This window comes from Paraburkholderia eburnea, from assembly GCF_002917095.1.
Taxonomy (GTDB): Bacteria; Pseudomonadota; Gammaproteobacteria; order Burkholderiales; family Burkholderiaceae; genus Paraburkholderia; species Paraburkholderia eburnea.
In genome coordinates this window covers 23,632-46,371 of record NZ_PQGA01000009.1, presented here as the reverse complement: position 1 = coordinate 46,371, position 22,740 = coordinate 23,632, and the positions used below count along the sequence as shown (strand labels likewise).

The window sequence follows — 22,740 nt, the reverse complement described above, 5'->3', positions numbered from 1 at the left end:
TCGGCTCAGGAGTGTTGTGTTACAGACTGCGTGTGAAATGGCGGGCGCTGTGCGCCGGGATTGCTCGCGCCCGCTGCGACTCAGTCGATTGAAACGGCCATCAAACCGCGTCGGGCACCTGGCGCGTCTTCAGGAACGCTTCGAGCGTTTCGCCGCGCATGCAGGCGTACATGCCCAGATTGGTGATCTTCACGACGCGCGCGAACTTCTCCAGCACGAAGAAGCACACGCCGTACTGCACGAGACCGAGCCAGTCGGTGTTGTCCACGAGCGCACGTTCCCCTGCGGTGAGCGCAGCGGCGTCGTAAGCGGCTTGACGGTCGTTCAACCACAATTCGCGCGCGGCGGGCGTGCGCATCATCCAGAAGAAGCGGTTCAGGCGCATCGCCTTGATGCTCTGGCGGATGTCGAACGGATAGGTGCCCGTGAGCGCTTCAATGCCTTCCAGTTGCGGATTCATCACGCGCCCTCCCCGGTAGCCATATCGTTTTCGTAGATCGTCACGGCCATCGCCGTGCTGGTCGCGAGGTAGTAATTGCGATGCACCTCTTTGATCTTCGGCGCCAGCGCGCCGCGCATCGCGAGCCACATGATCGTTTCCACGCTTTCCGCGCCGCCCAGGCGCACGTAGTCCACGTGCTTCATCTTCGCGAGCCGCTCGGGGTCGTTCACGATGAGGTCGAGGAACGCCATGTCCCAGTCGGTGTTGTTAAAGCCGCTGCGCTCGCCGTGCACCTGATGCGATAGGCCGCCCGTGCCTACCACGACCACGTCCAGATCCTCCTCGAACGATTCGATCGCGCGGCGCAGCGCCTGACCTAGCCGGTAGCAGCGGTTGGCGGTGGGCAGCGGATATTGCAGCACGTTGACCTCGAACGGCACGAGCGCCGTGGGCCAGCCTCCGTCATGCGGCAGCATCAGCGAAAGCGGCGAGTTGCAACCGTGATCGAGCGGCTTGTCCTGAAAGATCGTCAGATCGAACTCGTCATTGACGAGTTGTTCGGCGATATGGATCGCGAGTTCGGGATGACCGGCGATATCAGGCAGCGGACGCTTGCCCGCGCCTTCATCGGCGAATTCGTGCTGCGGCGAGACGCCCAGCGCGAACGTCGGATAGCAGTCGAAAAAGAAACTGTTGGCGTGGTCGTTGTAGAACATCACGAGCACGTCCGGCTTGCGTTCGGCAAGCCACTTCACCACCGGTTCGTACCCTTGAAAAAGCGGCGCCCATGCGGGTTCGTTTTGCTTGCCCTTGTCGTACGCCATGCCGATCGTCGGTACGTGCGAAGTACCGATGCCGCCCACAATCCTTGCCATGCTTGTTGCCCTCGTCCGATTACTTTGGGGTCGCACCGCGCTATAACGCCAGCCGACCTCTTGGGATACGAAGTTACAGAATGGCGGTTTACGCCGGAAGTAAGGGTTAACCACTGGATTTCGCGCTTTAGCCCGCAATAAGCGGCCCATCCGACGCTTCAGGTCTTCCGGTCCGCCGCGAAACCCGCGCGCCGCAACGGTTTTTGGTATCCTGAATCGGGTCGCGCGCCATCTATCCCATAAGTGCGCCGCAACCGCCTCATAAACGGAACAGATAGCAAAAGAACGAACTCGCAAGGCTGCCCACGCACCGCCTGGCGGGACATCGACATGAACGAGACCACTCAGCAAACCATCGTCCAGGCACTGCGCACGCGCATCCTTTCGGGCGAACTCGCGCCGGGCCAGCGGCTCGTCGAAGCCCATCTCGCCGGGAGCCTTGGCATCTCGCGCACGCCGCTGCGTTATGCCCTGAGCGTACTGGCGACCGAAGGGCTGGTCGAACGCTCCGGCGCGCGCGGTTATATCGTGCGCCGTTTCAGCGTGACCGACGTGCTCAATGCCATCGACGTGCGCGGCGTGCTCGAGGGCCTTGCCGCGCGCAGCGTGGCCGAACGCGGCGCAAGCCCCACGCTCGCGCGTGCTTTACAGGACTGTCTGCGCGAAGGCGACGCGATTTTCCAGGCGGGCGCGGGCGCACTCGGCGGCGACGCGGAAGCACGCTACGCCGACATGAACGGCCGCTTTCACGCGCTGATCGTCGAAGCCGCGCAGAATCATGCGGTCAGCGCCGCGCTGGGACTCAACGACAAGATTCCCTTCGTGTCGCCGGCCACGGTCGTGTTCGACGATGCGGCGCGCCAGCAGCAATACATGATGCTCGCCTACGCGCACCGCCAGCACCATGCCATCGTCGGCGCGCTACTCAAGGGCGAAGGCGCGCGCGTGGAGGCGCTCATGAAGGAGCACACGCACATCTCGAAGGAGAGTCTGAATCTCTCGGTCGAGCATCTGCATCTGATCGCGGGGGCCGCGTGAATCCCGCCGATCTGCTCAATCTCGCGCATTTGCGCGCGTTTCGCCTCGTCGCCGATACGGGCAGCGCCACGCGCGCTGCCGCCGCGCTCTATCGCGCGCAATCGGCCGTCACGCGCTCGGTGCAGGAACTCGAAACCGCGCTGGGCGAGCCGCTCTTCGAGCGCAAACCGTCGGGGATGCTGCCAACCGCCGTGGGCCGCGTCGTGCTGGATCGTTGCGCGCGCATCTTTGGCGAACTCGAAGTACTCGCGCAATGGTGCGCGGCGCGTCAGACCCGCCGCCGCGCGCTTGCCGAGGGCGCGCTGCCCGCGTGGATGCTCAACACACGGCGGCTTCAGTTGTTTGTCGCGCTGGCGCGCCATCGGCATATGCCCAGCACCGCGAGCGCGTTCGGCATCAGTCAGCCCGCCGTGAGCAGCGCGATGCGCGTGCTCGAAAGCGGCTCGGGCGTCACGCTGTTCCACCGCAGCCCGCGCGGCGTGCAATTGAGCGCCGAAGGCGAGACCTTCCTGCTGCACGTGCGGCGCGCGCTCAACGAACTGCGCCACGTGCCCGACGACATCGCCGCGCTGCACGGCAATATCCAGGGCGCCGTGACGGTCGGCGCGCTGCCGCTTGGCCGCACGCTGATCCTGCCCGCCGCCATCGCGCGCCTGAGCGCGCAGCATCCCGGCGTGCGCGTGGTCACGGACGAAAGCGCCTATGAATTGCTGGTAGCGGGCTTGCGGGCGGGCGATGTCGATTTCGTGCTGGGCGCGCTGCGCGAAAACGATGCGGCCAGCGGCCTCGCCAACGAGCGCCTGATGGCCGAAGACATGGTCGTGCTCGCGCGGCGCGGCCATCCGCTCGCGCAAAAGACCGGCCTCAGCGTGGGCGATCTGCGCAACGCGCAATGGATCGTCTCGCGGCTGTATTCGCCCGCGCGCGGGCTGTTCGAGGCGCAATTCAAGCGCCTGAAACTCAAGCCGCCGATGCCGACCGTCGAGACCGCCGATCTCGCGGTGATACGCGGCCTGCTGATGGGCACGGACATGATCGCCGCGCTGTCGGCGCAGCAATTGCACTATGAAATCGCGGCAGGGGATCTGGTGGTGCTCGATGTGCCGTTGCACAACACGCGGCGCGAGATCGGGCTGACGATGCGCGCCGATAGCGTACCTTCGCCGGGCGCACGCGCGTTGATCGACGCGATACGGCTTGCGGTCGCGGAAGTCGCGCCTGCGGTGCGGGTGGTGGAAGGCCGCCTGGGCGGCTGAACGGATGATTGGCGCGCTGATCGAATCGACAATCGGCGCGACGGTTTTCAGGCGATAAATACGCTATGGAGTCCAAACTGACTGCGGGATCGCCACCACGCCGTCGAACAACCAGCGCGCGGTGCGCAACAGCGCCGCGCCAGTGATCTCGACATTCCCATCGCGGCGCGCGAGCGTCAGCTCCACGGTGAATTCACCGGTCGGGTGCTCGACGACGACACGCCCGGTTTCGCGACTCTCCGCGCCCTCTTCGAGCACAGCCAGGCCATCGCAGACCGTGCCCGGCAAGGCCGCCGCACTCGCCACGCTCACTGCGCCCAACACGCCAATCGACGCATGACAGCGGTGCGGAATAAAGCTGCGCGTGCTGATCGTGCCACCGTCGCGCGGCGCCGCCACCAGACACATCTTCGGCACGGTGCGCTCGCGCACGTCGCCCAGATTCATGCGCGGACCGATGGCCAGACGAATCGCCTCGATACGCGCCTTCAGGTCTTCATCGGCGTCCAGTTGCTCGCGTGTCTCGTAGCCCGTGCGGCCAAGATCCTGGGCGCGCATCAGCACGAGCGGCATGCCGTTGTCGATGCAGGTGACGTCGATGCCTTCCACCGTGTCCTTCAGATTGCCGGTCGGCAGCAGCGCGCCGCAAGTCGAGCCGGCGGTATCGCGAAACGCCAGCGCAATCGCCGCCGCCGTGCCCGGCACGCCATCGATACGTGCGTCGCCTTCGTACTGCACGACGCGCCCCGGCGTCGGCACCTTGGCTACCGCGATCTGTCCGGTGTTGACCATGTGGATCGCCACAGGCGTGACGCCATCGCGCGCATCGACCAGACCGCGCTCGATGGCGAACGGGCCCACGCCGGCCAGCAGATTGCCGCAATTCTGGCCGTAATCCACGCGCGCCTCGTTCACCACGACCTGCGCGAACAGATAGTCGATTTCGGCGTCTGCACGCGTCGAGGGCGCGACGATCGCCACCTTGCTCGTGAGCGGGTCCGCGCCGCCGATGCCGTCGATCTGGCGCGGATCGGGCGAGCCCATCACCGCGAGCAGCACGCGGTCGCGCAGGACCGGATCGGCCGGCAAATCTGAGGCCAGAAAATACGCGCCTTTGGACGTGCCGCCGCGCATCAGCATGCAGCGGATACGCGTTTGGCTTCGAGGCGGGGTTTGTGTCGCTGTTTGTGTCGATACCACCGGCCGGCCCTCCCGATCAGAGATCCGCTGCGGACTGCACATAACGCAGGCCCTTTTCGGCCAGACGCTCGCGCATCGCGTAGTAGTCGAGGCCGAGCGTGCCGCCCGCCAGCACGGCGCGCGTCTTCTCTTCCCTGGCGATGCGCGCCTGCGTGGCTTCCACCACCTTCGGCACGCTTGCGAGCGGCACGACCACCACGCCGTCATCGTCGGCGACGATCGCATCGCCCGGATACACGATCTGCTGCGCGCACACCACCGGCACATTGACCGAGCCGAGCGTCTCCTTGACGGTGCCTTGTGCCGAAACCGCCTTCGACCATACCGGGAAGTTCATTTCCTTGAGCGTGCGCACGTCGCGCACACCCGCGTCGATGACGAGGCCGAGCACGCCGCGCGCCTTCATCGAGGTCGCCAGCAGGTCGCCGAAGTAACCATCCTCGCAGGGCGAGGTGGGCGCGGCCACGACCACATCGCCGGGGCGGCATTGCTCGACGGCCACGTGCAGCATCCAGTTGTCGGACGGCGGCATCAGCACCGTCACCGCCGAACCGGCAATCGCCGCGCCGGACCAGATCGGCCGCATATACGTGGCCAGCAGGCCCAGACGCGCCTGGGCCTCGTGCACAGTAGCCGATCCTGCGGCCTGCAGGATCGCCAGGTCGCGCGCGTCCGCGCGCGGGATATCGGTTACGACGACGCCGCGCTTCATGCCAGATCTCCCACGACAGCGGGCGTCAGGCGCATATAGCCTTCGCCGTATTGAATGTCGCGCTTTGCCGTGATGCCGATATTGCGCTTGGCCTGCACGCCGCGTTGCAGCGCGACGCGCGTGTAGTACTCCCAAAGATGTTCCTGACCGGCCATACATTCGATCGCGCGGCGCTTGACGTCCCACACTTCGGTGATGTCGAGAAAGGTGTTCGGCACCCATTCGCACTGCTCGGTCTGGTGCGGCTCGAACGCATAGACGGGCGGCGCGCCGACGATCTTCTGGCCCGGATTGTGGCCTTCGGCCTGGGCGATGATGCGCGCTTCCTGCGCCACGTGCATCGCGAGCGGGTGATCGAAGTTGTACGGGTCTTTCTGCGAATGGCTCAACACGAAAGCGGGCTGCACATCGCGATAGACGTCCACGAGACGCAGCAGCGCTTCGTCGGACACGCGCAGCGGATAGTCGCCCAGATCGAAGAAGTCCACTTCCGCGCCGAGGATTTCGGCTGCGGCCAGCGCCTCTTCGCGACGCGCGGCCTTCACCTTATCGAGCGTCATCTCGCCGCCCTTGCGCCACAGTTTCGCGGATTCACCGCGCTCGCCAAACGAAAGGCACACCACCTTCACGCGATAGCCGTTCTTCTTGTGCAGCGCAATTGCGCCACCCGCACGCCATACGAAATCCGCGCTATGCGCGCTCACCACGAGCATCGATTTTTCAGTCATTTCCGGTTCACCCAGCGTCATCGTCACGATGCCCCATTGTAGGTTTGGGCCTCGCGGGCGGTGTACCGAAACTGCCGCTCAAAGCCATCGAAACTGTTTATCGCCGGGGTTTGCCGCAGGTTGTTCCGGCCCGTCCAAACCGGCCTCCGAACGTTGCTCTGGCACGCGTTTTCGATGCCGGAACGTTGCTGATGCAACGAACGAAGAGGACGTCGTCGCACTATGGAGAAGGCGCGCATCGGCCCGTGCGGTCCTGAAAGTGTTGCGTAAACACCGAATAGATCTATTGACAGCATTTTTGCGAATGACAATCGTTCTCATTCATAGATACAATCCGCATACTTTTGAGAATACGCCTGCCGTGCATCGACAAGATGCCCGAGCAACCCAAAACGATACGTCCGCCCACGAACCGCTGGTCTCGCGAGGCGGCTGCATGACCCTAAGCTTCGAACTTATTTATGTCCGTAACCCGCCGTCCTGCGCCGCGCCTCGATGCGGCCGCGCTGTCTGCTTTTTCCGCCCGAACCGCTCACCCCGCCCACCCCGTTCTGCCCGCCAGCCGCCGCGCGATGCTCGCCGCGGTCGCCGTAGCGTTCGCGCTGCCCGCCGCCGCCTTCGCGCAGGCAAGCGGCGCGACGGAGGCCGCGACCGGCACCAACGCCACGCTGCCCACCGTGAAGGTGCAGGCCGCGAAAGACGTGCTGCCCGGCGACCTCGCGCCGACCTTCGGCGGCGGCCAGGTGGCGCGCGGCGGCAACTTCGGCATGCTCGGCCAGCAGAAGAACATCGATGTGCCGTTCTCGATGACGACCTACACCGCGAAAGCCATCGCGGACAAGCAGGCCCGCACGATCGCCGACGTGCTGCAGAACGACCCCGCGGTGCGCACCGCCTACGGCTACGGCAACTTCCAGGAGGTGTACGTCATCCGCGGCTTCCAGCTCGACAGCGACGACGTCTCCCTCAACGGTCTTTACGGCATCACGCCGCGCCAGATGGTGGAAACGCCCGCTATCGAGCGCGTGGACGTGTTCAAGGGCGCGAGCGCATTTCTGAACGGCGCGGCGCCGGGCGGCAGTTCGATCGGCGGCAGCGTGAATCTGCAGCTCAAACGCGCCGACGACAAGCCGCTCACCGAAGTCACCCTCGAAGGCAGCGGCTCGGGCGAGTTCGGCACGCATATCGACGTGGGCCGCCGTTTCGGCGACCAGGACCAGTTCGGCATTCGCGTGAACCAGGCGAACCGCGACGGCGAAACGAGCATCGACGGCGAGCACCGCCGCAACAACCAGACCGCCGTGGCGCTCGACTGGCGCGGCGACAAGCTGCGCCTCGAAGGCGATTTGCTCTATCAACGTCAGCACGTCGGCGACGGCCGACCCGTGGTGTACGTTTCGGGCACGGAAATCCCCACGGTGCCGTCGGCCACTTACAACTACGGCCAGACCTGGTCGTCCAGCCAGACCGAGGACACGGTCGGCATCCTGCGCGCCGAATACGACTTCCAGCCGGGCTGGACGGCCTATGTGGCAGGCGGCGTGCGGCACAGCAACGAGTCCGGCCAGTACTCGTCGCCGTACTACACGAACCCCGATCTCTCCACGGCCACGCGCATGTACGTGCCGCGCAAGGAAGACGCGACCTCGGCGGAAGTGGGCGTGCGCGGCCACTTCAACACCGGCCCCGTCAGCCACTTCGTGACGGCGGGCGCATCGATCGTGCGCGTCAACACGCAGTCGGCGTGGAACATGTCGGGCAGCTTCAACACCGATCTCTACAACACGCCGCAAGTGGCCTCGCCGGCTTCGGCGTACTACTCGCAGGGACTCGATGGCAATCCTCCCATCACGGCGCTGAACCTGATGCGCAGCGTGGCGGCGTCGGACACGCTGGGCTTCTTCCATGACCGCGTGCTGTTCACCGTCGGCGTGCGTCACCAGGAAATCCTGTCGAACGCGTATTCGTCGTCGACGCTCCAGCAGACCGAGGCGTACAACGATTCGATCACGACGCCGCTATTCGGCCTCGTCTTCAAGCCGACCGAGAACCTGTCGTTCTACGCGAACCGCAGCGAATCGCTCTCGGCAGGCGACCAGGCGCCGACGAGCGCGAAGAACTATGGCGCGCTGCTCGCGCCCGAGCGCACCAAACAGTACGAAGTAGGCGCGAAGTACGACACCGGCAAGTACGGCGCGCAACTGGCGCTGTATCAGCTCGAAAAGCCGCAGAGCTACACCAATAGCGCGGGTTACTTCGTGGCGGACGGCAACGAGCGCCATCGCGGCGTGGAAGCATCGGTGTTCGGCGAGGTGTACAAGGGCGTGCGCCTGATCGCGGGCGCGACCTACATCAACGCGGTGCAACTGGATACCGGCTCGACGGACGGCAATCATCCGATCGGCGTGCCGAGCTTCATGTTCAACCTCGGCGCCGAATACGACCTGCCGTGGGTCCAGGGTCTGACGTTCTCGGCGCGCTACACGCACACCGGGCCGCAGTACCTGGACGCGGCCAACACGCTGTCGATCAAGGCCTGGGACACGGTCGATCTGGGCGCGCGGTACAAGACGAATATCCTTGGCCGCGACACGACGTTCCGCGCCGACGTGTTGAACCTGACCAACAAGGCTTACTGGAGTTCGGCGATCGGCGGCTATCTGACGATGGGCGCACCGCGCACGGTGCTGTTCTCGATGACGACGGACTTCTGATTCTGTTTGTTGCTGCTTTGAATTTCGTCATTGGCCCAGCCTTTATCGGCTGGGTTTTTTAGTTTCTGCGGCAATGCGGGCACGGCCTCTACTGTCAATGTCGCCGGTAACTCCGCACCCTCGGGAACAGGCCCGCCGATAACCAGCGCACGGCCCGCAGGGAAAAGCGGTGTAAAGAACGCTGGAGGCATGGGGCGATGGAGTCTGCCCTCTTATCCCGTAGTGCCACCCACTGCCCCGCCTGCTCCTGCTGACGGGCTGCCAGCTCTGTTTGCCGCTGGCCAACCGCGTCGCCAGCGCGCTCGACGTGCAGGTAAGTCATTGAATCCAAACAGAACAGCTGTTTGTGGACGCGGCGCACCGCAAAACAGAATCCTTCACGGTTTTTGTTGCACAAACCGTAACATCGCGATATAAATGCAAATCATTCTTATTTATGTCGCATAGATCGATCGACTTCAACGGTCAGCGGCGTGGGGAAAAAAGGGGTTTGCTCGATGTCCGCCGTCCTGATCGACGCGCAACAGCAGGTGCACGCGCTCTATCGCGACCATCACGGCTGGCTGCATGGCTGGCTGCGCCGCAAGCTCGGCGATGCCTTCGAGGCCGCCGATCTCGCCCACGACACCTTCCTGCGCATCCTGAGCGCGCACGAACGCCTGGGCGCGCCCGAGCTGCGTGAGCCGCGCGCGTATCTCACGACGGTCGCGCGCAGCGTGCTGCTCAATCACTACCGGCGTCTGTCGCTGGAACAAGCCTTTCTGGCCGCGCTCGCGCAACTGCCCGAACCGCAGACGCCGTCCACCGAGGAGCGCCTCGTGATCCTCGAAACGCTCCATGAAGTCGATGCCATGCTAGACAGCCTCGCACCGAAGGCGCGCACGGCCTTCCTGCTCGCGCAGCTCGAAGGCCTGACCTATGCGGAGATCGCCGAGCGGCTCCAGGTGAGCGTGCGCACGGTCAAACGCTATATGGCGGACGCGTTCGAAGCCTGCCTGATGATGGCGCTGTGAACGCGCGCCTCGATAGCCCCGCCGGGGACGCCGACGACGATCCGCGTCCGCTGGAGCGCGCCGTGGCGCGCGCGGCGGCCGAGTGGCTCGTGCGGCTCGCCGACAATCCCACGCCCGAGGACATCGACGCCTGCACGCGCTGGCGCGCGGCGAATCCGGAACACGCGCGCGCGTGGCGGCGCGCCGAACGGCTCAATGCGAAGTTCGACTTATTGCCCGCGAAGGTGGGCATGTCCGCGCTCGCGCGCGCCGAGCGCGGCAAACCGCGTGCGGCAGTCGATCAGGCGCGCCGACGCGCCGCGCTCAAGACCCTGAGCCTGCTGCTGGTCGCGGGGCCGACCGGCTGGCTCGCGTGGCGCACGACGCCTTGGCGCATCTGGTGCGCCGACGCGCGCACGGGCACAGGCGAGCGCCGCACGCTGGTCCTCGCCGATGGCACGCGCGTGGAGCTGAACACGGCCAGCGCGATCGATGTGGCGTTCGACGCGCACGAGCGGCGCGTGCGCCTGGACGCGGGCGAGATCCTCGTGGAAACCGCGCCCGACCCGCAAGCGAGCGCGCGGCCCTTCATCGTGCAGACTGGCGACGGGCGCATCCGCGCGCTCGGCACGCGCTTCGTGGTGCGTGACGTGCATGACGCGGGCGATGACAACGGCACGCATGTGGCCGTGTTCCACGGCGCGGTGGAAGTCACGCCCGCCGACGCGCCGCATCTCGCGCGCATCGTCAGCGCCGGCGAGCAGACGCGCTTCACGGCCAACAGCATTGCGCCGCTCGCGAGCGCCGATCCGCACGGCGCGGACTGGACGCATGGCGTGCTGTTCGCGCAGCGCGTGCGGCTGGCCGATTTCCTCGACGAATTGAGCCGCTACCGGCCAGGCCTCGTGCGCTGCGACCCGGCAGTGGCGAATCTGCCGATCTCCGGCGCCTTCCAGCTCGCCGATACCGACAACATCCTCGCCGCGCTGCCCGAGACGCTGCCCGTGCAGGTGATCTGGCGCACACGCTACTGGGTGACGGTCGTGCCGGGTCCGCAACCGGAACAACCGGGCAGCGCAGCCTGAATTTCCCCTCTCCACGGCGCGACTTAAAAAAATTCGCGCGCCCGTGTCCCCTTTCCTGATTTCGCGTGTCAAGCACGTATCAACCGATTCAACACACACCGCCTGATCAGGAGTTTCCATGTCTGCACGCCGGCCCCGCCGCGCCATTCAGCCCGTTGCGCGCCCCGCCGCCCGCCAGCGCCGCCAGCGCTTTGTCATGCTTACGACGCGCAGCGCCGCCGTCGCGCTGGCGTTGCGCGCCATTCCGGCCAGCCTCGCGCTAGGCGGGCTTTGCGCCGCTCCGGTCGCGTTTGCCGCCCAGGCATCGGCTTCCGCCGCCACCGCCGCGGCAAGCCAGCCATATAACGTGGCAGCCGGGCCGCTCGGCACCGCGCTCTCCGACTTCGCGGTGCAGGCCGGCGTGACGGTGCAGCTCGATGCGCGCCTCGTCGATGGACTCCGGAGCGCGGGTCTGCAAGGCAGCTATTCGGTGGCCGACGGCTTCGGCAAACTGCTCGCCGGCACGAAGCTGGAAATCGCGCAAAGCAGCACCGGCATCTGGCTCGTGCGCCCGCGCGCCGCCGTTGCCGATACCCCCACTCCCGCCGCCGATGCCACGCTGCCCACCGTGAAAGTCGCCGCGCAGAACGACAGCCCTTATGGCCCGACCGAAGGCGTGGTCGCCAAATGGAGCTCGACGGGGACCAAGACCGGCACGCCCATCGTCGAGGCGCAGCAGTCGATCTCCGTGGTCACGCGCGACCAGATGAACGAGCAGAACGCGCAAACGCTCAACGCGGCCGTGCGCTACGAAGCGGGCGTCACCACCGAAACGCGCGGCGGCATCGCCACGCGTTACGACATGCTCAACATTCGCGGCTTCAGCGCCGACACCTACTGGAACGGCCTCAAGCAGATCCAGAACGGCATGTATTCGGTGCCGCAGGTCGATCCATATCTGATGGACCGCATCGACGTGCTGCGCGGCCCGGTTTCCGTACTCTACGGTCAGGCTAACGCGGGCGGCCTCATCAATCAGGAAAGCAAGCTGCCGACCGTGCAGCCGTATCACGAAGTGGGCGTCGAGTTCGGCAACGATCGCCATCAACAGGCGACGATGGACTTCTCCGGCCCGATCGCCGGCGACCAGCACTATCTCTATCGCTTCACGGCGATCGGCCGACAGGAAGACGGCCAGGTCGAGAGCACGCGCAACGAGCGCGTCGCCGTGGCGCCCTCGTTCACGTGGCGCCCCGACGACAAGACCACGCTCACGCTCTACGCGCTCTATCAGCGTGATCCGGCCAGCACGTCCTATGGCAGCGTGCCCGCGGTCGGCAGCGTGCTGTTTAACCCGCTCGGCACGATTGGCCGCAGCTTCTACGACGGCGAGGCCAGCTTCGAGCGCTTCAGCCGCACCCAGGAAGCGGTGGGTTATCAGTTCGAGCACGCGCTGGACAATACGTGGAAGGTGCGTTCGAACGCCCGCTACTATCACATCAGCCAGGACTACGCGAGCGTCTACGGCAGCGGTCTCGAAGACGATGACCGCACGCTGGACCGCGCCTCGATCGTCTCGAACGACCAGACGAATTCGTTCGCCATCGACAATCAGGTGGAAGGCAACTTCTCCACCGGCCCCGTCGATCATACGGTGCTCGCCGGTTTCGATTACCAGCACATGGCCACCCACTACGCGCTGGGTTACGGCAGCGCGCCCTCGATCGACGTGTTCGACCCCGTGTACGGCGCGAGCGTCGATGCGCCCGCGCTCACGAGAACCCAGTCGAGCAGTAATCAATACGGCGTCTACGCGCAGGACCAGTTGCGCTACAAGAAGATGCTCGTGACGCTGGGCGTGCGCCAGGACTGGGCCAACACGGTCACCAACGGCATCACCGACAACACGCGTCAATGGCAGAACGATCACGCCTTCACGTGGCGCGGCGGCATCAGCTATCTGTTCGATAACGGCATCGTGCCGTATTTCAGTTATTCGGAGTCCTTTGTTCCGCAGTCGGGCACCGACATCAACGGCAAGGCCTTCGACCCCGAGCGCGGTCGCCAGTACGAACTGGGCATCAAGTATCAGCCGAAGCATTACAACGCACTGTTCACAGCGGCGATCTTCGATCTCACGCGCAAGAACCTGCTGACCACCGACGCCAACAATCCGAACTATCAGTCGCAAGCCGGCGAAGCGCGCTCGCGCGGCGTCGAACTCGAAGCGAAGGTGAGTCTCACCCGTTCGCTCGACGTTTCCGCCAGCTATACGTACCTCGACACGATTTACACGAAGGACAACAGCGGCCTGCAAGGCAAGCACCTTGCCGCGATTCCGTCGAACCAGGCGTCGCTCTGGGCGTATTACACGATTCATGGCGGCCCGCTCGCGGGACTGTCGTTCGGCGGCGGCGGACGCTATACGGGCGCGACCTATAGCACCGACAACAGCTTCCAGGTGCGCAGTTTCTTTCTGGTCGATGCGGCGCTGCGCTACGACCTGGGTTACGCCATTCCGCGTCTGAAAGGCGCCGAGGTTTATGTCAACGCGCAGAATCTGTTGAACAAGACTTACGTGGCGTCGTGTTATTACGGTAATTACTGTGCGTATGGTTACGGCCGTCAGGTATTCGCAGGGTTGAATTATCGCTGGTAAATGCAATAGTCCATTGCGGATTATTTTCATGCCCGCGCGTTACATGACACGGCTGTCATTTAACGCGCGAATATCCCCGCTGTTAAGGCCTGCGCACCGCGCCATCCCACCTTCTGCACAGGCGAAAATCTCTCCGCCGCTCGCCGTTTTTTAAATTAGTTTTCATGTTGAGTGAGCGGCAACTTAAAACACCGACGCCGGGCCGGAACCGATAATTCCTTCCAGTTTCTGGACTGCGAGGAATGCACCATGCAAAAGCCGATGTCGGTCGAACTCATCAATGAATATGGCGAACACGCGGTCAGCGTGAAAATCGACGGCCACGCCGCGCTGCTCGATACGGCCAACGTGGACGGCCTCATCGAAGAGTTGAGCAAACTGCGCGCGCAGATGCGCCCCGCCGTGCCCGAGCAGCCTTTGCGCTCGCATCAATACGTGCTCGAAATCGATCCGTGCTGGTACACCGAACGCAATCCGCTGTTTGACGGCGCCGTGGTGTTTCTGCGCCATACCGGCCTGGGCTGGGCCGGCTTCGCCATTCCCACCGAAAGCATGCAGCGCCTGAAAGACGCACTGAGCGCGCACGAAGCCGCCGCGCAGCGCGAGGCGCGCATTCCCATGCACGCATTGCCGAACTAGGCATCGCGCGGCGCAGCGGAATAATCCGCCGCGCCAACTGTTCAACTCGTGAATTCGGACCCGCGCGCAGCACGAGCGGGCAAGCGCCGTCATGCGTGATCTATCACGCGTGCGCTGAACCCGTTCGTCCCTTCCATTCAGGGCATGCTGCGCGCCGCCCTGAGCATTCTCGCCTTTACCGGCACGGACTCGCCACATGAACCAGCTACAAGCCATGCGCGTTTTCACGCGCGTTGTCGATCTGAGCAGTTTCAGCCTCGCGGGCAAGCAACTCGGCATGTCCGCTGCGGCGGTCACGCGCAGCGTCGGCATGCTCGAAGCGCATCTGAACATGCGCCTGTTGAATCGCTCCACGCGCAGTCTGTCACTGACCGAAGCGGGCCGTCTCTATCTGGACGGCTGCCGCGCCGTGATCGACAAGCTCGACGAAGTGGAGTCCGAACTCGTCCGCGCCACGCGCGACCCGAGCGGCGTGCTGCGCATCGCCGCGCCTTCGGTGTTTGCAAGCGGCGCGCTGAGCACGCTGCTGGGCGCCTATCGCGGCGTGAATCCGCGCGTGGATTTCGACGTGACCGCTTACGACAGCCACATCGACATGATCGAAGGCGGCTTCGACGTGTGCTTCGCCACCGACCGTCAGCAGGTCAACGCCTCGCTCGTGAGCCGCAAGCTCACGTCAGTGAAAGAACTGGTCGTCGCCACGCCCGCCTATCTCTCGCGCAAGGGCATGCCGCGCACACCCGCCGACCTCGCCCAGCACGATCTGCTCGCCGTATCGGATGCGCCGCGCAGCTGGGAATTCGCCCATGCCGAAGGCGTGCAGCGCGTGAACGTCAACGGCCCGCTCACGGCAAGCAGCTGCGCCACCGTGCGCGCGGCGGCGCTTGCGGATATGGGCATCGCACTGCTGCCCTTGCCGCTCGTCGCCGACGATATCGCGCGCGGCGTGCTATTGCCCGTGCTCAACGCGTATGACGTGAACGGCGGCATGCAGCATGTTTCGATCGTGTACTCGGGCCGCAACTACCTCACGATGAAAGTGCGCAGCTTTATCGACTTCGCGGTCGAACAGTTCCGCTCGCATCCCTCGCAGAGTCACCCTATTCCTGCTGCGCACGCCATGCCGCACACGCTACGCGCGGTAGCGCAGTTTGCCGCCTGATTGGCCGTGTGATCATCTAGTCACGATACCTGGAAAGCCATGCCCAGAATATTGACCATCGAAGACGACGCCGTAACCGAGCAAAGCGTCGTCCCCATGCTCGCCTCGACGGGTTTTACTGTCGATGTCGCACGCTCCGGCCGCGAAGGCATCGCCATGGTAATGGCGGGCGACTACGACGTGGTCGCACTTGAGCGCCGCCTGCCCGATCTCGACGGCCTCACCATCGTCACCACCATGCGCGGCGTGGGCATCGAAACGCCCGTGATCGTCATGAGTTCCACCACGGGCGTCGAAGAACGCATTCAAGGCCTGCGCGCCGGTTGCGACGATTACCTCACGCGGCCCTTCTCGATCGATGAAATGTCCGCGCGCGTGGAAGCGCTCGTGCGCCGCCGCACGCGTCCGGTTGCGGCAGAAACGGTGCTGCGTGTCGGCCCAATCGAACTCGATCTGGTCAAGCGCAAGCTCACCTGCCGCGACAAACTGCTACGCCTGCGTCCTACCGAATTGCGCGTGCTCGAATTCATGATGCGCCACGCGGGCCAGGTGCTCACCCGCACGATGATTTTCGAAGGTGTATGGGGTGGCCGATTCGATCCCGGCACTAACCTGGTAGACGTGCATGTTGGCCGGCTGCGCAATCGCGTGGATACGCCTGGCGAGCCGTCACTGATCCGCACGATACGCGGCTCCGGCTATCTGCTTGGTTGAATAATGGAATGTAATAGCGAATAAAAGTTTTAATTTAGCGTTTCGTTGTCCTTTTTGTTAAAAAAACCAGTCGATAAATAAAACTTCTTTCATCTGTCTGGTTGCTGGCCGTTACACCCCGCCCGCCACAATACCGGCGTCGGTTCCTCCGTAGTTTCCCGTACTTTCCTCGCTTTATTCGCGCCGTTTTGGCGCACCAGTACGTGACGGGAACCGGCGCCGATGTTCTGAACGGAGCCCCTTCTGATGCTGAAAATCGTCCGGCTGGCCTTGAACCGACCGTACACGTTCATCGTGCTGGCCCTCTTGATCCTGATCGCTGGCCCGCTCGCTGCGTTACGTACGCCAACCGATATCTTTCCGGATATCCGCATTCCCGTGATCAGCGTGGTGTGGAATTACGCCGGTCTGCAACCCGACGACATGTCGGGCCGTATCGTCACCTATTACGAGCGCACGCTCGGCACGACCGTCAACGACGTGGCGCACATCGAATCGCAGTCGTTCCGCGGCTACGGCATCGTGAAGATCTTCTTCCAGCCGACCGTGGATGTGCGCACGGCTACGGCGCAGGTGACCTCGGTTTCGCAGACCGTGCTCAAGCAGATGCCGCCTGGCACCACGCCGCCGCAGATCCTCAACTACAACGCATCCACGGTGCCGGTGCTGCAGCTCGCGCTCACGAGCGACAAGCTCGACGAGCAGAAACTCGGTGACTACGCAACCAATTTCATCCGGCCGCAATTGCTGTCGGTGCCAGGCGTGGCGATTCCCACGCCGTACGGCGGCAAGACCCGCGAAGTGCAGATCGACCTGAATCCGCAGGCATTGCAGGCGCGCAAGCTGTCCGCGCAGGACGTGGCGGATGCGCTCGCGCAGCAGAACCAGATCATTCCGGCAGGCACACAAAAGATCGGCGAATTCGAATACAACGTGCGCCTGAACAACAGCCCGCTCACGATCGACGCGCTCAACAATCTGCCGATCAAGACGGTGGACGGCACGGTGATCTACATGCGCGACGTCGCGCACGTGCGCGACGGTTATCCGCCGCAGGGCAATATCGTGCGCGTGGACGGCCACCGCGCGGTGCTGATGTCGATCCTCAAGAACGGCTCGGCGTCCACGCTCGACATCATTGCGGGCGTGAAGGCCAAGCTGCCGCTGATCGAACAATCGTTGCCGCCAAGCCTCAAGCTCGTGCCGCTGTCCGATCAATCGGTGTTCGTGAAGGGCGCCGTGAGCGGCGTGGCGCGCGAAGGCATCATCGCGGCGGCGCTGACCTCCGCCATGATCCTGCTGTTCCTCGGTAGCTGGCGCTCGACGCTCATCATTGCGGCGTCGATTCCGCTCGCCGTGCTCGCAGCCATCGCGGGTCTCGCGGCCTGCGGCGAAACGCTCAACGTGATGACATTAGGGGGACTCGCGCTGGCAGTGGGTATTCTCGTCGACGATGCCACCGTGACGATCGAGAACATCAACTGGCATCTGGAACAGGGCAAGGACGTGAGAAGCGCGATCCTCGACGGCGCCGCGCAGATCGTCATGCCCGCGCTGGTATCGCTGCTCTGTATCTGTATCGTGTTCGTGCCGATGCTGCTGCTCGACGGCATCGCGCGCTATCTGTTCGTGCCGATGGCGGAATCGGTGATCTTCGCGATGATCGCCTCGTTCATTCTCTCGCGCACCTTCGTGCCGATGATGGCGCGCTATCTGCTCAAGCCGCACGCTTCGCAAGGCCATGCGTCGGGCGAACTCGCCGCGGTCATGGCGCCGCACGGCGCGCACGATCACGTCGCGCCCGTGCGCAATCCGCTGGTGCTCTTTCAGCGCGGTTTCGAGCGTCGTTTCGAGCGCATCCGTGCGGGCTATCGCGGCGTGCTAGGCCTCGCGCTCACGCATCGCAAGGGCTTTATCGTGGGCTTTCTCGCCATCGTGATGCTGTCGTTCGCGCTGGTGCCGTTCCTCGGCCGCAACTTCTTCCCGAACATCGATTCGGGCGAAATCGAAATTCACGTGCGCGCGCCTATCGGCACGCGTGTGGAAGAAACCGCCGACCTCTTCGACCATATCGAGGATACGGTGCGCCACGCGATTCCCGCCGATCAGCTCACGAGCATCATCGATAACATCGGCCTGCCGAACAGCGGTATCAACCTGACGTACAACAATAGCGGCACGATCGGACCGCAGGATGGCGACATCATGATTTCGCTCGGCGACAATCATGCGCCCACCGCCGACTACGTCAAACAGTTGCGCACGCAACTTCCGCGTCTGTTCCCCGGCACGACGTTCTCGTTCCTGCCCGCCGACATCGTCAGCCAGATCCTGAACTTCGGTGCGCCCGCGCCGATCGACGTGCAGGTCAGCGGCCCGAACATGGAAGCGAACAAGCAGTACGCCAACGAACTGCTGCGTCTAGTCGCCAAGGTGCCGGGCGTAGCCGATCCGCGTATCCAGCAGGCCTCGACGTATCCGCAGTTGACCGTGGCCGTGGACCGTTCGCGCGCGGACGAACTCGGCATAACCGAACAGGACGTGACCAACTCCGTGGTGGCGAGCCTTTCGGGCACGAGCCAGGTGTCGCCCACTTACTGGCTCAATCCGAAGAACGGCGTGTCGTATCCGATCGTCGCGCAGACGCCGCAGTACCGCATGACCACGCTCTCCGATCTGCAGAACCTGCCGGTCACGAGCAAGACGGGTGGCTCGCAGATTCTCGGCGGCATCGCCACGATCACGCGCGGCACCGCTGACGCCGTGGTCTCGCACTACAACATCATGCCGCTGTTCGACATCTACGCGACCACGCAAGGCGCCGATCTGGGCACCGTGGCCTCGCAGATCCAGCAGGCGATCCACGCCACCGCCAGGGACGTGCCGAAGGGCTCGACCGTCACGATGCGCGGCCAGGTACAGACCATGAACAGCGCATTCACGGGGCTGCTGCTCGGTCTCGCAGGCGCGGTGCTGTTGATCTATCTGCTGATCGTCGTGAACTTTCATTCGTGGGCGGACGCCTTCGTGATCGTCTGCGCGTTGCCGGCCGCACTCGCGGGCATCGTCTGGATGCTGTTCACCACGCACACGCCGCTGTCCGTGCCGGCGCTCACCGGCGCGATTCTCTGCATGGGCGTGGCGACCGCCAACGCGATTCTGGTCGTGTCGTTCGCCCGCGAGCGTCTGGCCGTCACCGGCGACGCGCTGCGCGCCGCGCTCGAAGCGGGCTTCACGCGCTTCCGTCCGGTGCTCATGACCGCACTCGCAATGATTATCGGCATGGCGCCGATGGCGCTCGGCATGGGCGATGGCGGCGAACAGAACGCCCCGCTCGGCCGCGCCGTGATCGGCGGCCTGATCTGCGCGACCTTCGCGACGCTGCTGTTCGTGCCCGTGGTGTTCAGCCTCGTCCACCGCAATGACGGCGATGACGACGAAGGCAATGACGACCCGCGCGCCATCCCCACTCTGGAACAACCCGCCCTCGAGGGAGAATCCCATGTCCACTGAAGTCGACATCGCCCCGCCGCAATCGCTGCGCCACCTGAAGTCCGTCGCCGCCGTGGCGTTGATGGTCGCCGCCGGGATCGTCTCCGGCGGGCTGTTCAGCCGCGTGCATGCGCATCAGCAACTCACATCCTGGACCGACGCCCAGGCCGTGCCCACCGTCGCGACCGTGCTGCCTCAACCGGGCCCGGCTTCGCAGACCCTCGTGCTGCCGGGCCATCTCGCCGCGTACATCGACGCGCCGATCTATGCGCGCGTTTCCGGTTATCTGCACGCCTGGTACGCCGATATCGGCACGCATGTGAAGGCCGGCCAGTTGCTTGGCCTGATCGATACGCCGGATCTCGATCAGCAATTGCAGCAGGCCAACGCCGATTTGCAGAACTCGGTCGCCAACGAAAAGCTCGCAGCCACCACGGCGAAGCGCTGGACCGAAATGCTCAAGCAGGATTCGGTCTCGCAGCAGGACGCCGATGAAAAAACCTCGGACCTGATCGCCAAGCAGGCCACGGTGGAAGCGAATCGGGCGAACGTGCGCCGCCTCGAAGCGCTCGAATCGTTCAAGCGTCTGACCGCGCCGTTCGACGGCGTGGTGACGGCGCGCAAAACCGACGTGGGCGCGCTCATCAACGCGGGCAGTGGCAGCGGCCCCGAGCTTTTCACGGTATCCGACGCGAGCCAGTTGCGCGTCTACGTGAGCGTGCCGCAGAGCGACGCGGCCTCGATCAAGCCCGGCATGCACGCCACGCTCACGGTACCGGAGCGCCCCGGCATGACGTTCGATGCGAAGCTCGTCGATACCGATCAGTCGATCTCGGCCGATTCGGGCACGATGCTGGTGCAGCTCGCCGTCGACAACAAGCAGGGCACGCTGTTCCCGGGCGAGTACACCGAGGTCCATCTCGCGATTCCCGGCGACGCGCACGCGCTCTTCGTGCCCGCGAGCGCGCTGATCTTCCGCGCACATGGCATGCAGGTGGCGGTGGCCGGTGCCGATCACAAGGTACAACTGCGTGACGTGACGATCGGCACCGACCTTGGCACGCGCGTGCAGATCATCCAGGGCCTGCAAGCCGGCGAACGCGTGATCGACAATCCGCCCGATTCGCTTGCAAACGGCGACGTGGTGCGCCTCGCGGCCACCGAGGCGACCAACACCGCCAGCGCCGCCACCGCGTCGCACGATGCGGAGCACGCGCATGGTTAAGCGGTTTCCTCTGTCCTCCTTAGCATGTGGGCGCTTGCGTCTGCGTTTGATTGCGCTCGCAACCACTGCGCTGCTTGGCGCGTGCTCGTTCGCACCCGTCTACCACGCGCCCGCCACGGCCATGCCGACGCACTTCAAGGAGACCGGCGGCTGGCAAATGGCACAGCCCGCCGACCAGTTGCCGCGCGACGGCTGGTGGAAGGTCTTCAACGATCCGATGCTCGACCAGCTTGAGCCGAAGGTCCAGCAGGCCAACCCCAACATCGCGGCCGCACTCGCGCGCCACGACGAAGCCGACGCGCTGACCGCGCAGGCGAAATCGGCGCTGATGCCGACCATCGGTGTGGGTGCGCAGGTCCAGCGCGACCGGCAATCGGCACTGCGTCCGCTGCGTGGCTCGGGCCAACCCAACGTGTACAACTCGAACACGCTGGATTTGAGTGTCGGCTACGACCTCGATTTGTGGGGCAAGGTGCGCAACGAGGTGAAAGCCGGCCAGGCGACGAGCGAGGCCAGCGACGCCGATCTCGCCACGCTGCAATTGAGCCTGCAAGCGAAGCTGGCGACGACCTGGTTCAACCTGCTCGGCCTCGATCAGCAGTCCAAACTGCTTGGCGATACGATCGCAGCCTACCGTCACGCGCTGGAGCTGACCGAGAGCCGCCATCGCGGCGGCATCGCCTCCGATCTGGATGTGTCGCGCGCGCAGAACCAGCTCGCCGCCGCGCAGGCCGCTGCCGACGACGTGAGCGGCCGCCGTGCCCTCTACGAGCACGCGATCGCCACCTTGATCGGCGTGCCGGCGTCCGACTTCAACGTCGCGCCCGACACGCTGCGCCCGCATCTGCCGAACCTGCCCGCCGGGCTGCCTTCGACACTGCTGCAACGGCGTCCCGACATCGCCGCCGCCGAGCGGCGCGTCGCGGCCGCCAACGCGGAAATCGGCGTGGCGAAGGCCGCGTTCTATCCGGATCTGTCGCTGAGCCTCGACGGCGGCTACCAGAGCGACACGTTCGGCCCGTGGCTGGCCGCGCCCAACGAAATGTGGTCGATCGGCCCGACGCTCGTGGAAACGATCTTCGACGGTGGCCGCCGCGAGGCACTGGTGCACGGCGCGCGCGCGAAGCTCGCCGAGAACGGCGCCGATTACAAGGCCACCGTGCTCAACGCGTTCCAACAGGTCGAGGACAATCTGGCGCTGCTGCATCATCTGGGCGATGAGGCTCAGCGTGAAGACGAGGCGCTCACCGCGGCTCAGCGCACGCTGACGTTGTCGATGTCGCGTTACCGTGACGGCGTGGTGAGCTATCTGGATGTGGTGACGGCGCAGACGACGGAACTATCCACGCAGATCACTTCGCTCGAACTGGATACGCGACGTCTGGATGCGACGGTCGGGTTGATTCAGGCGATTGGCGGAGGCTGGAGCACGAAGCAGCTCGATGAGAACGCCGACGCGAAAGCTGCTGAAAAAGCCGATGTAAAACCGGACGCGAAGACGGCGTCTTGATGAGGCAACGCGGGCATGATGCCTTGTTGCCGTTCAGTCAGGACCCTTTTCGAAGGTGGCGAACGGCATAACAGGCATGGCGTGATTTGACGACCCGGTCGCGTGAGCGACCGGGTCGCTTCACATTAGGCATGTGATGTCATTTGTTCACCCGGGCGACGTAAACGTCCATTTTTTCCGGTTCTTTTTTATAAATAAAAATACCGTTTATCTTCTTAAATAAAATAACTCAAAACTTATTATTCAAAATAATTCTGACTTCTATTTTATCGAATACTGAAATTCAGACAAATCTGATACCACCTTCGTTCCAGGAAA

At 64.3% G+C, this 22,740-nt stretch carries 17 protein-coding genes; 12 read left to right on the top strand and 5 right to left on the bottom strand.

Going from position 1 to position 22,740, the window contains the following annotated elements:
* Positions 1–100: 100 nt before the first annotated feature.
* Together B0G62_RS17465 and B0G62_RS17460 are read right to left on the bottom strand one after the other, a co-directional pair.
* Positions 101–460, bottom strand: coding sequence for a protocatechuate 3,4-dioxygenase (locus tag B0G62_RS17465; RefSeq protein WP_103705478.1), 360 nt, complete (start codon positions 458–460; stop codon positions 101–103).
* Positions 460–1,317 (bottom strand): gallate dioxygenase, encoded by an 858-nt coding sequence (locus B0G62_RS17460; protein ID WP_103705477.1) that lies wholly within the window; start codon positions 1,315–1,317, stop codon positions 460–462. Before B0G62_RS17460 ends, B0G62_RS17465 begins: the two co-directional genes overlap by 1 nt.
* A gap of 330 nt (positions 1,318–1,647) precedes the next feature.
* Here B0G62_RS17460 and B0G62_RS17455 point away from each other — a divergent pair, with 330 nt between their 5' ends.
* Positions 1,648–2,355 carry a GntR family transcriptional regulator gene (locus B0G62_RS17455; protein WP_103705476.1) on the top strand — a complete coding sequence of 236 codons (708 nt, stop codon included), beginning with the start codon at positions 1,648–1,650 and terminating at the stop codon, positions 2,353–2,355.
* Complete coding sequence (locus B0G62_RS17450) at positions 2,352–3,611, top strand: LysR family transcriptional regulator (protein ID WP_103705475.1); 1,260 nt, start codon at positions 2,352–2,354, stop codon at positions 3,609–3,611. The genes B0G62_RS17455 and B0G62_RS17450 overlap by 4 nt, the downstream gene beginning before the upstream one ends.
* Before the next feature lie 63 nt (positions 3,612–3,674).
* Here B0G62_RS17450 and B0G62_RS17445 read toward each other — a convergent pair whose 3' ends face one another.
* From B0G62_RS17445 to B0G62_RS17435, 3 genes are read right to left on the bottom strand one after another with little or no spacing between them, the layout of a single operon-like run.
* Complete coding sequence (locus tag B0G62_RS17445; protein WP_103705474.1) at positions 3,675–4,853, bottom strand: 4-oxalomesaconate tautomerase; 1,179 nt, start codon at positions 4,851–4,853, stop codon at positions 3,675–3,677.
* Positions 4,828–5,523 (bottom strand): 4-carboxy-4-hydroxy-2-oxoadipate aldolase/oxaloacetate decarboxylase, encoded by a 696-nt coding sequence (locus B0G62_RS17440; RefSeq protein WP_103705473.1) that lies wholly within the window; start codon positions 5,521–5,523, stop codon positions 4,828–4,830. Before B0G62_RS17440 ends, B0G62_RS17445 begins: the two co-directional genes overlap by 26 nt.
* The gene (locus B0G62_RS17435; protein ID WP_103705472.1) at positions 5,520–6,272 is read right to left on the bottom strand and encodes a PIG-L deacetylase family protein; all 753 of its coding nucleotides are present in this window, start codon (positions 6,270–6,272) and stop codon (positions 5,520–5,522) included. The genes B0G62_RS17440 and B0G62_RS17435 overlap by 4 nt, the downstream gene beginning before the upstream one ends.
* Positions 6,273–6,823: 551 nt before the next feature.
* Here B0G62_RS17435 and B0G62_RS17430 point away from each other — a divergent pair.
* From B0G62_RS17430 to B0G62_RS17380, 10 genes are all read left to right on the top strand, one after another.
* On the top strand, positions 6,824–8,965 hold the full coding sequence (locus tag B0G62_RS17430; RefSeq protein WP_103705471.1) for a TonB-dependent receptor: 2,142 nt from the start codon (positions 6,824–6,826) through the stop codon (positions 8,963–8,965).
* Positions 8,966–9,462: 497 nt separating this feature from the next.
* Positions 9,463–9,978: a sigma-70 family RNA polymerase sigma factor gene (locus B0G62_RS17420; protein WP_103705469.1), complete on the top strand. Its 516-nt coding sequence runs from the start codon at positions 9,463–9,465 to the stop codon at positions 9,976–9,978.
* Positions 9,975–11,042, top strand: a complete 1,068-nt coding sequence (locus tag B0G62_RS17415) for a FecR domain-containing protein (protein ID WP_103705468.1) — start codon at positions 9,975–9,977, stop codon at positions 11,040–11,042. The genes B0G62_RS17420 and B0G62_RS17415 overlap by 4 nt, the downstream gene beginning before the upstream one ends.
* Positions 11,043–11,160: 118 nt before the next feature.
* A complete protein-coding gene (locus tag B0G62_RS17410) occupies positions 11,161–13,680 on the top strand; it encodes a TonB-dependent siderophore receptor (protein WP_103705467.1) in 2,520 nt (839 codons plus the stop codon).
* 249 nt (positions 13,681–13,929) lie between these two features.
* A complete protein-coding gene (locus B0G62_RS17405; RefSeq protein WP_103705466.1) occupies positions 13,930–14,319 on the top strand; it encodes a hypothetical protein in 390 nt (129 codons plus the stop codon).
* A 196-nt stretch (positions 14,320–14,515) separates the two neighbouring features.
* Positions 14,516–15,481 carry a LysR family transcriptional regulator gene (locus B0G62_RS17400; protein ID WP_103705465.1) on the top strand — a complete coding sequence of 322 codons (966 nt, stop codon included), beginning with the start codon at positions 14,516–14,518 and terminating at the stop codon, positions 15,479–15,481.
* 39 nt (positions 15,482–15,520) lie between these two features.
* The gene (locus B0G62_RS17395; protein ID WP_103705464.1) at positions 15,521–16,195 is read left to right on the top strand and encodes a response regulator transcription factor; all 675 of its coding nucleotides are present in this window, start codon (positions 15,521–15,523) and stop codon (positions 16,193–16,195) included.
* A 246-nt stretch (positions 16,196–16,441) separates the two neighbouring features.
* Positions 16,442–19,708, top strand: coding sequence for an efflux RND transporter permease subunit (locus B0G62_RS17390; protein ID WP_103705463.1), 3,267 nt, complete (start codon positions 16,442–16,444; stop codon positions 19,706–19,708).
* Entirely contained in the window at positions 19,698–20,912 is a 1,215-nt protein-coding gene (locus B0G62_RS17385) for an efflux RND transporter periplasmic adaptor subunit (RefSeq protein ID WP_103705462.1), read from the top strand. Before B0G62_RS17390 ends, B0G62_RS17385 begins: the two co-directional genes overlap by 11 nt.
* A complete protein-coding gene (locus B0G62_RS17380; RefSeq protein WP_103705461.1) occupies positions 20,905–22,422 on the top strand; it encodes an efflux transporter outer membrane subunit in 1,518 nt (505 codons plus the stop codon). The genes B0G62_RS17385 and B0G62_RS17380 overlap by 8 nt, the downstream gene beginning before the upstream one ends.
* The last annotated feature ends 318 nt before the right edge of the window (positions 22,423–22,740 follow it).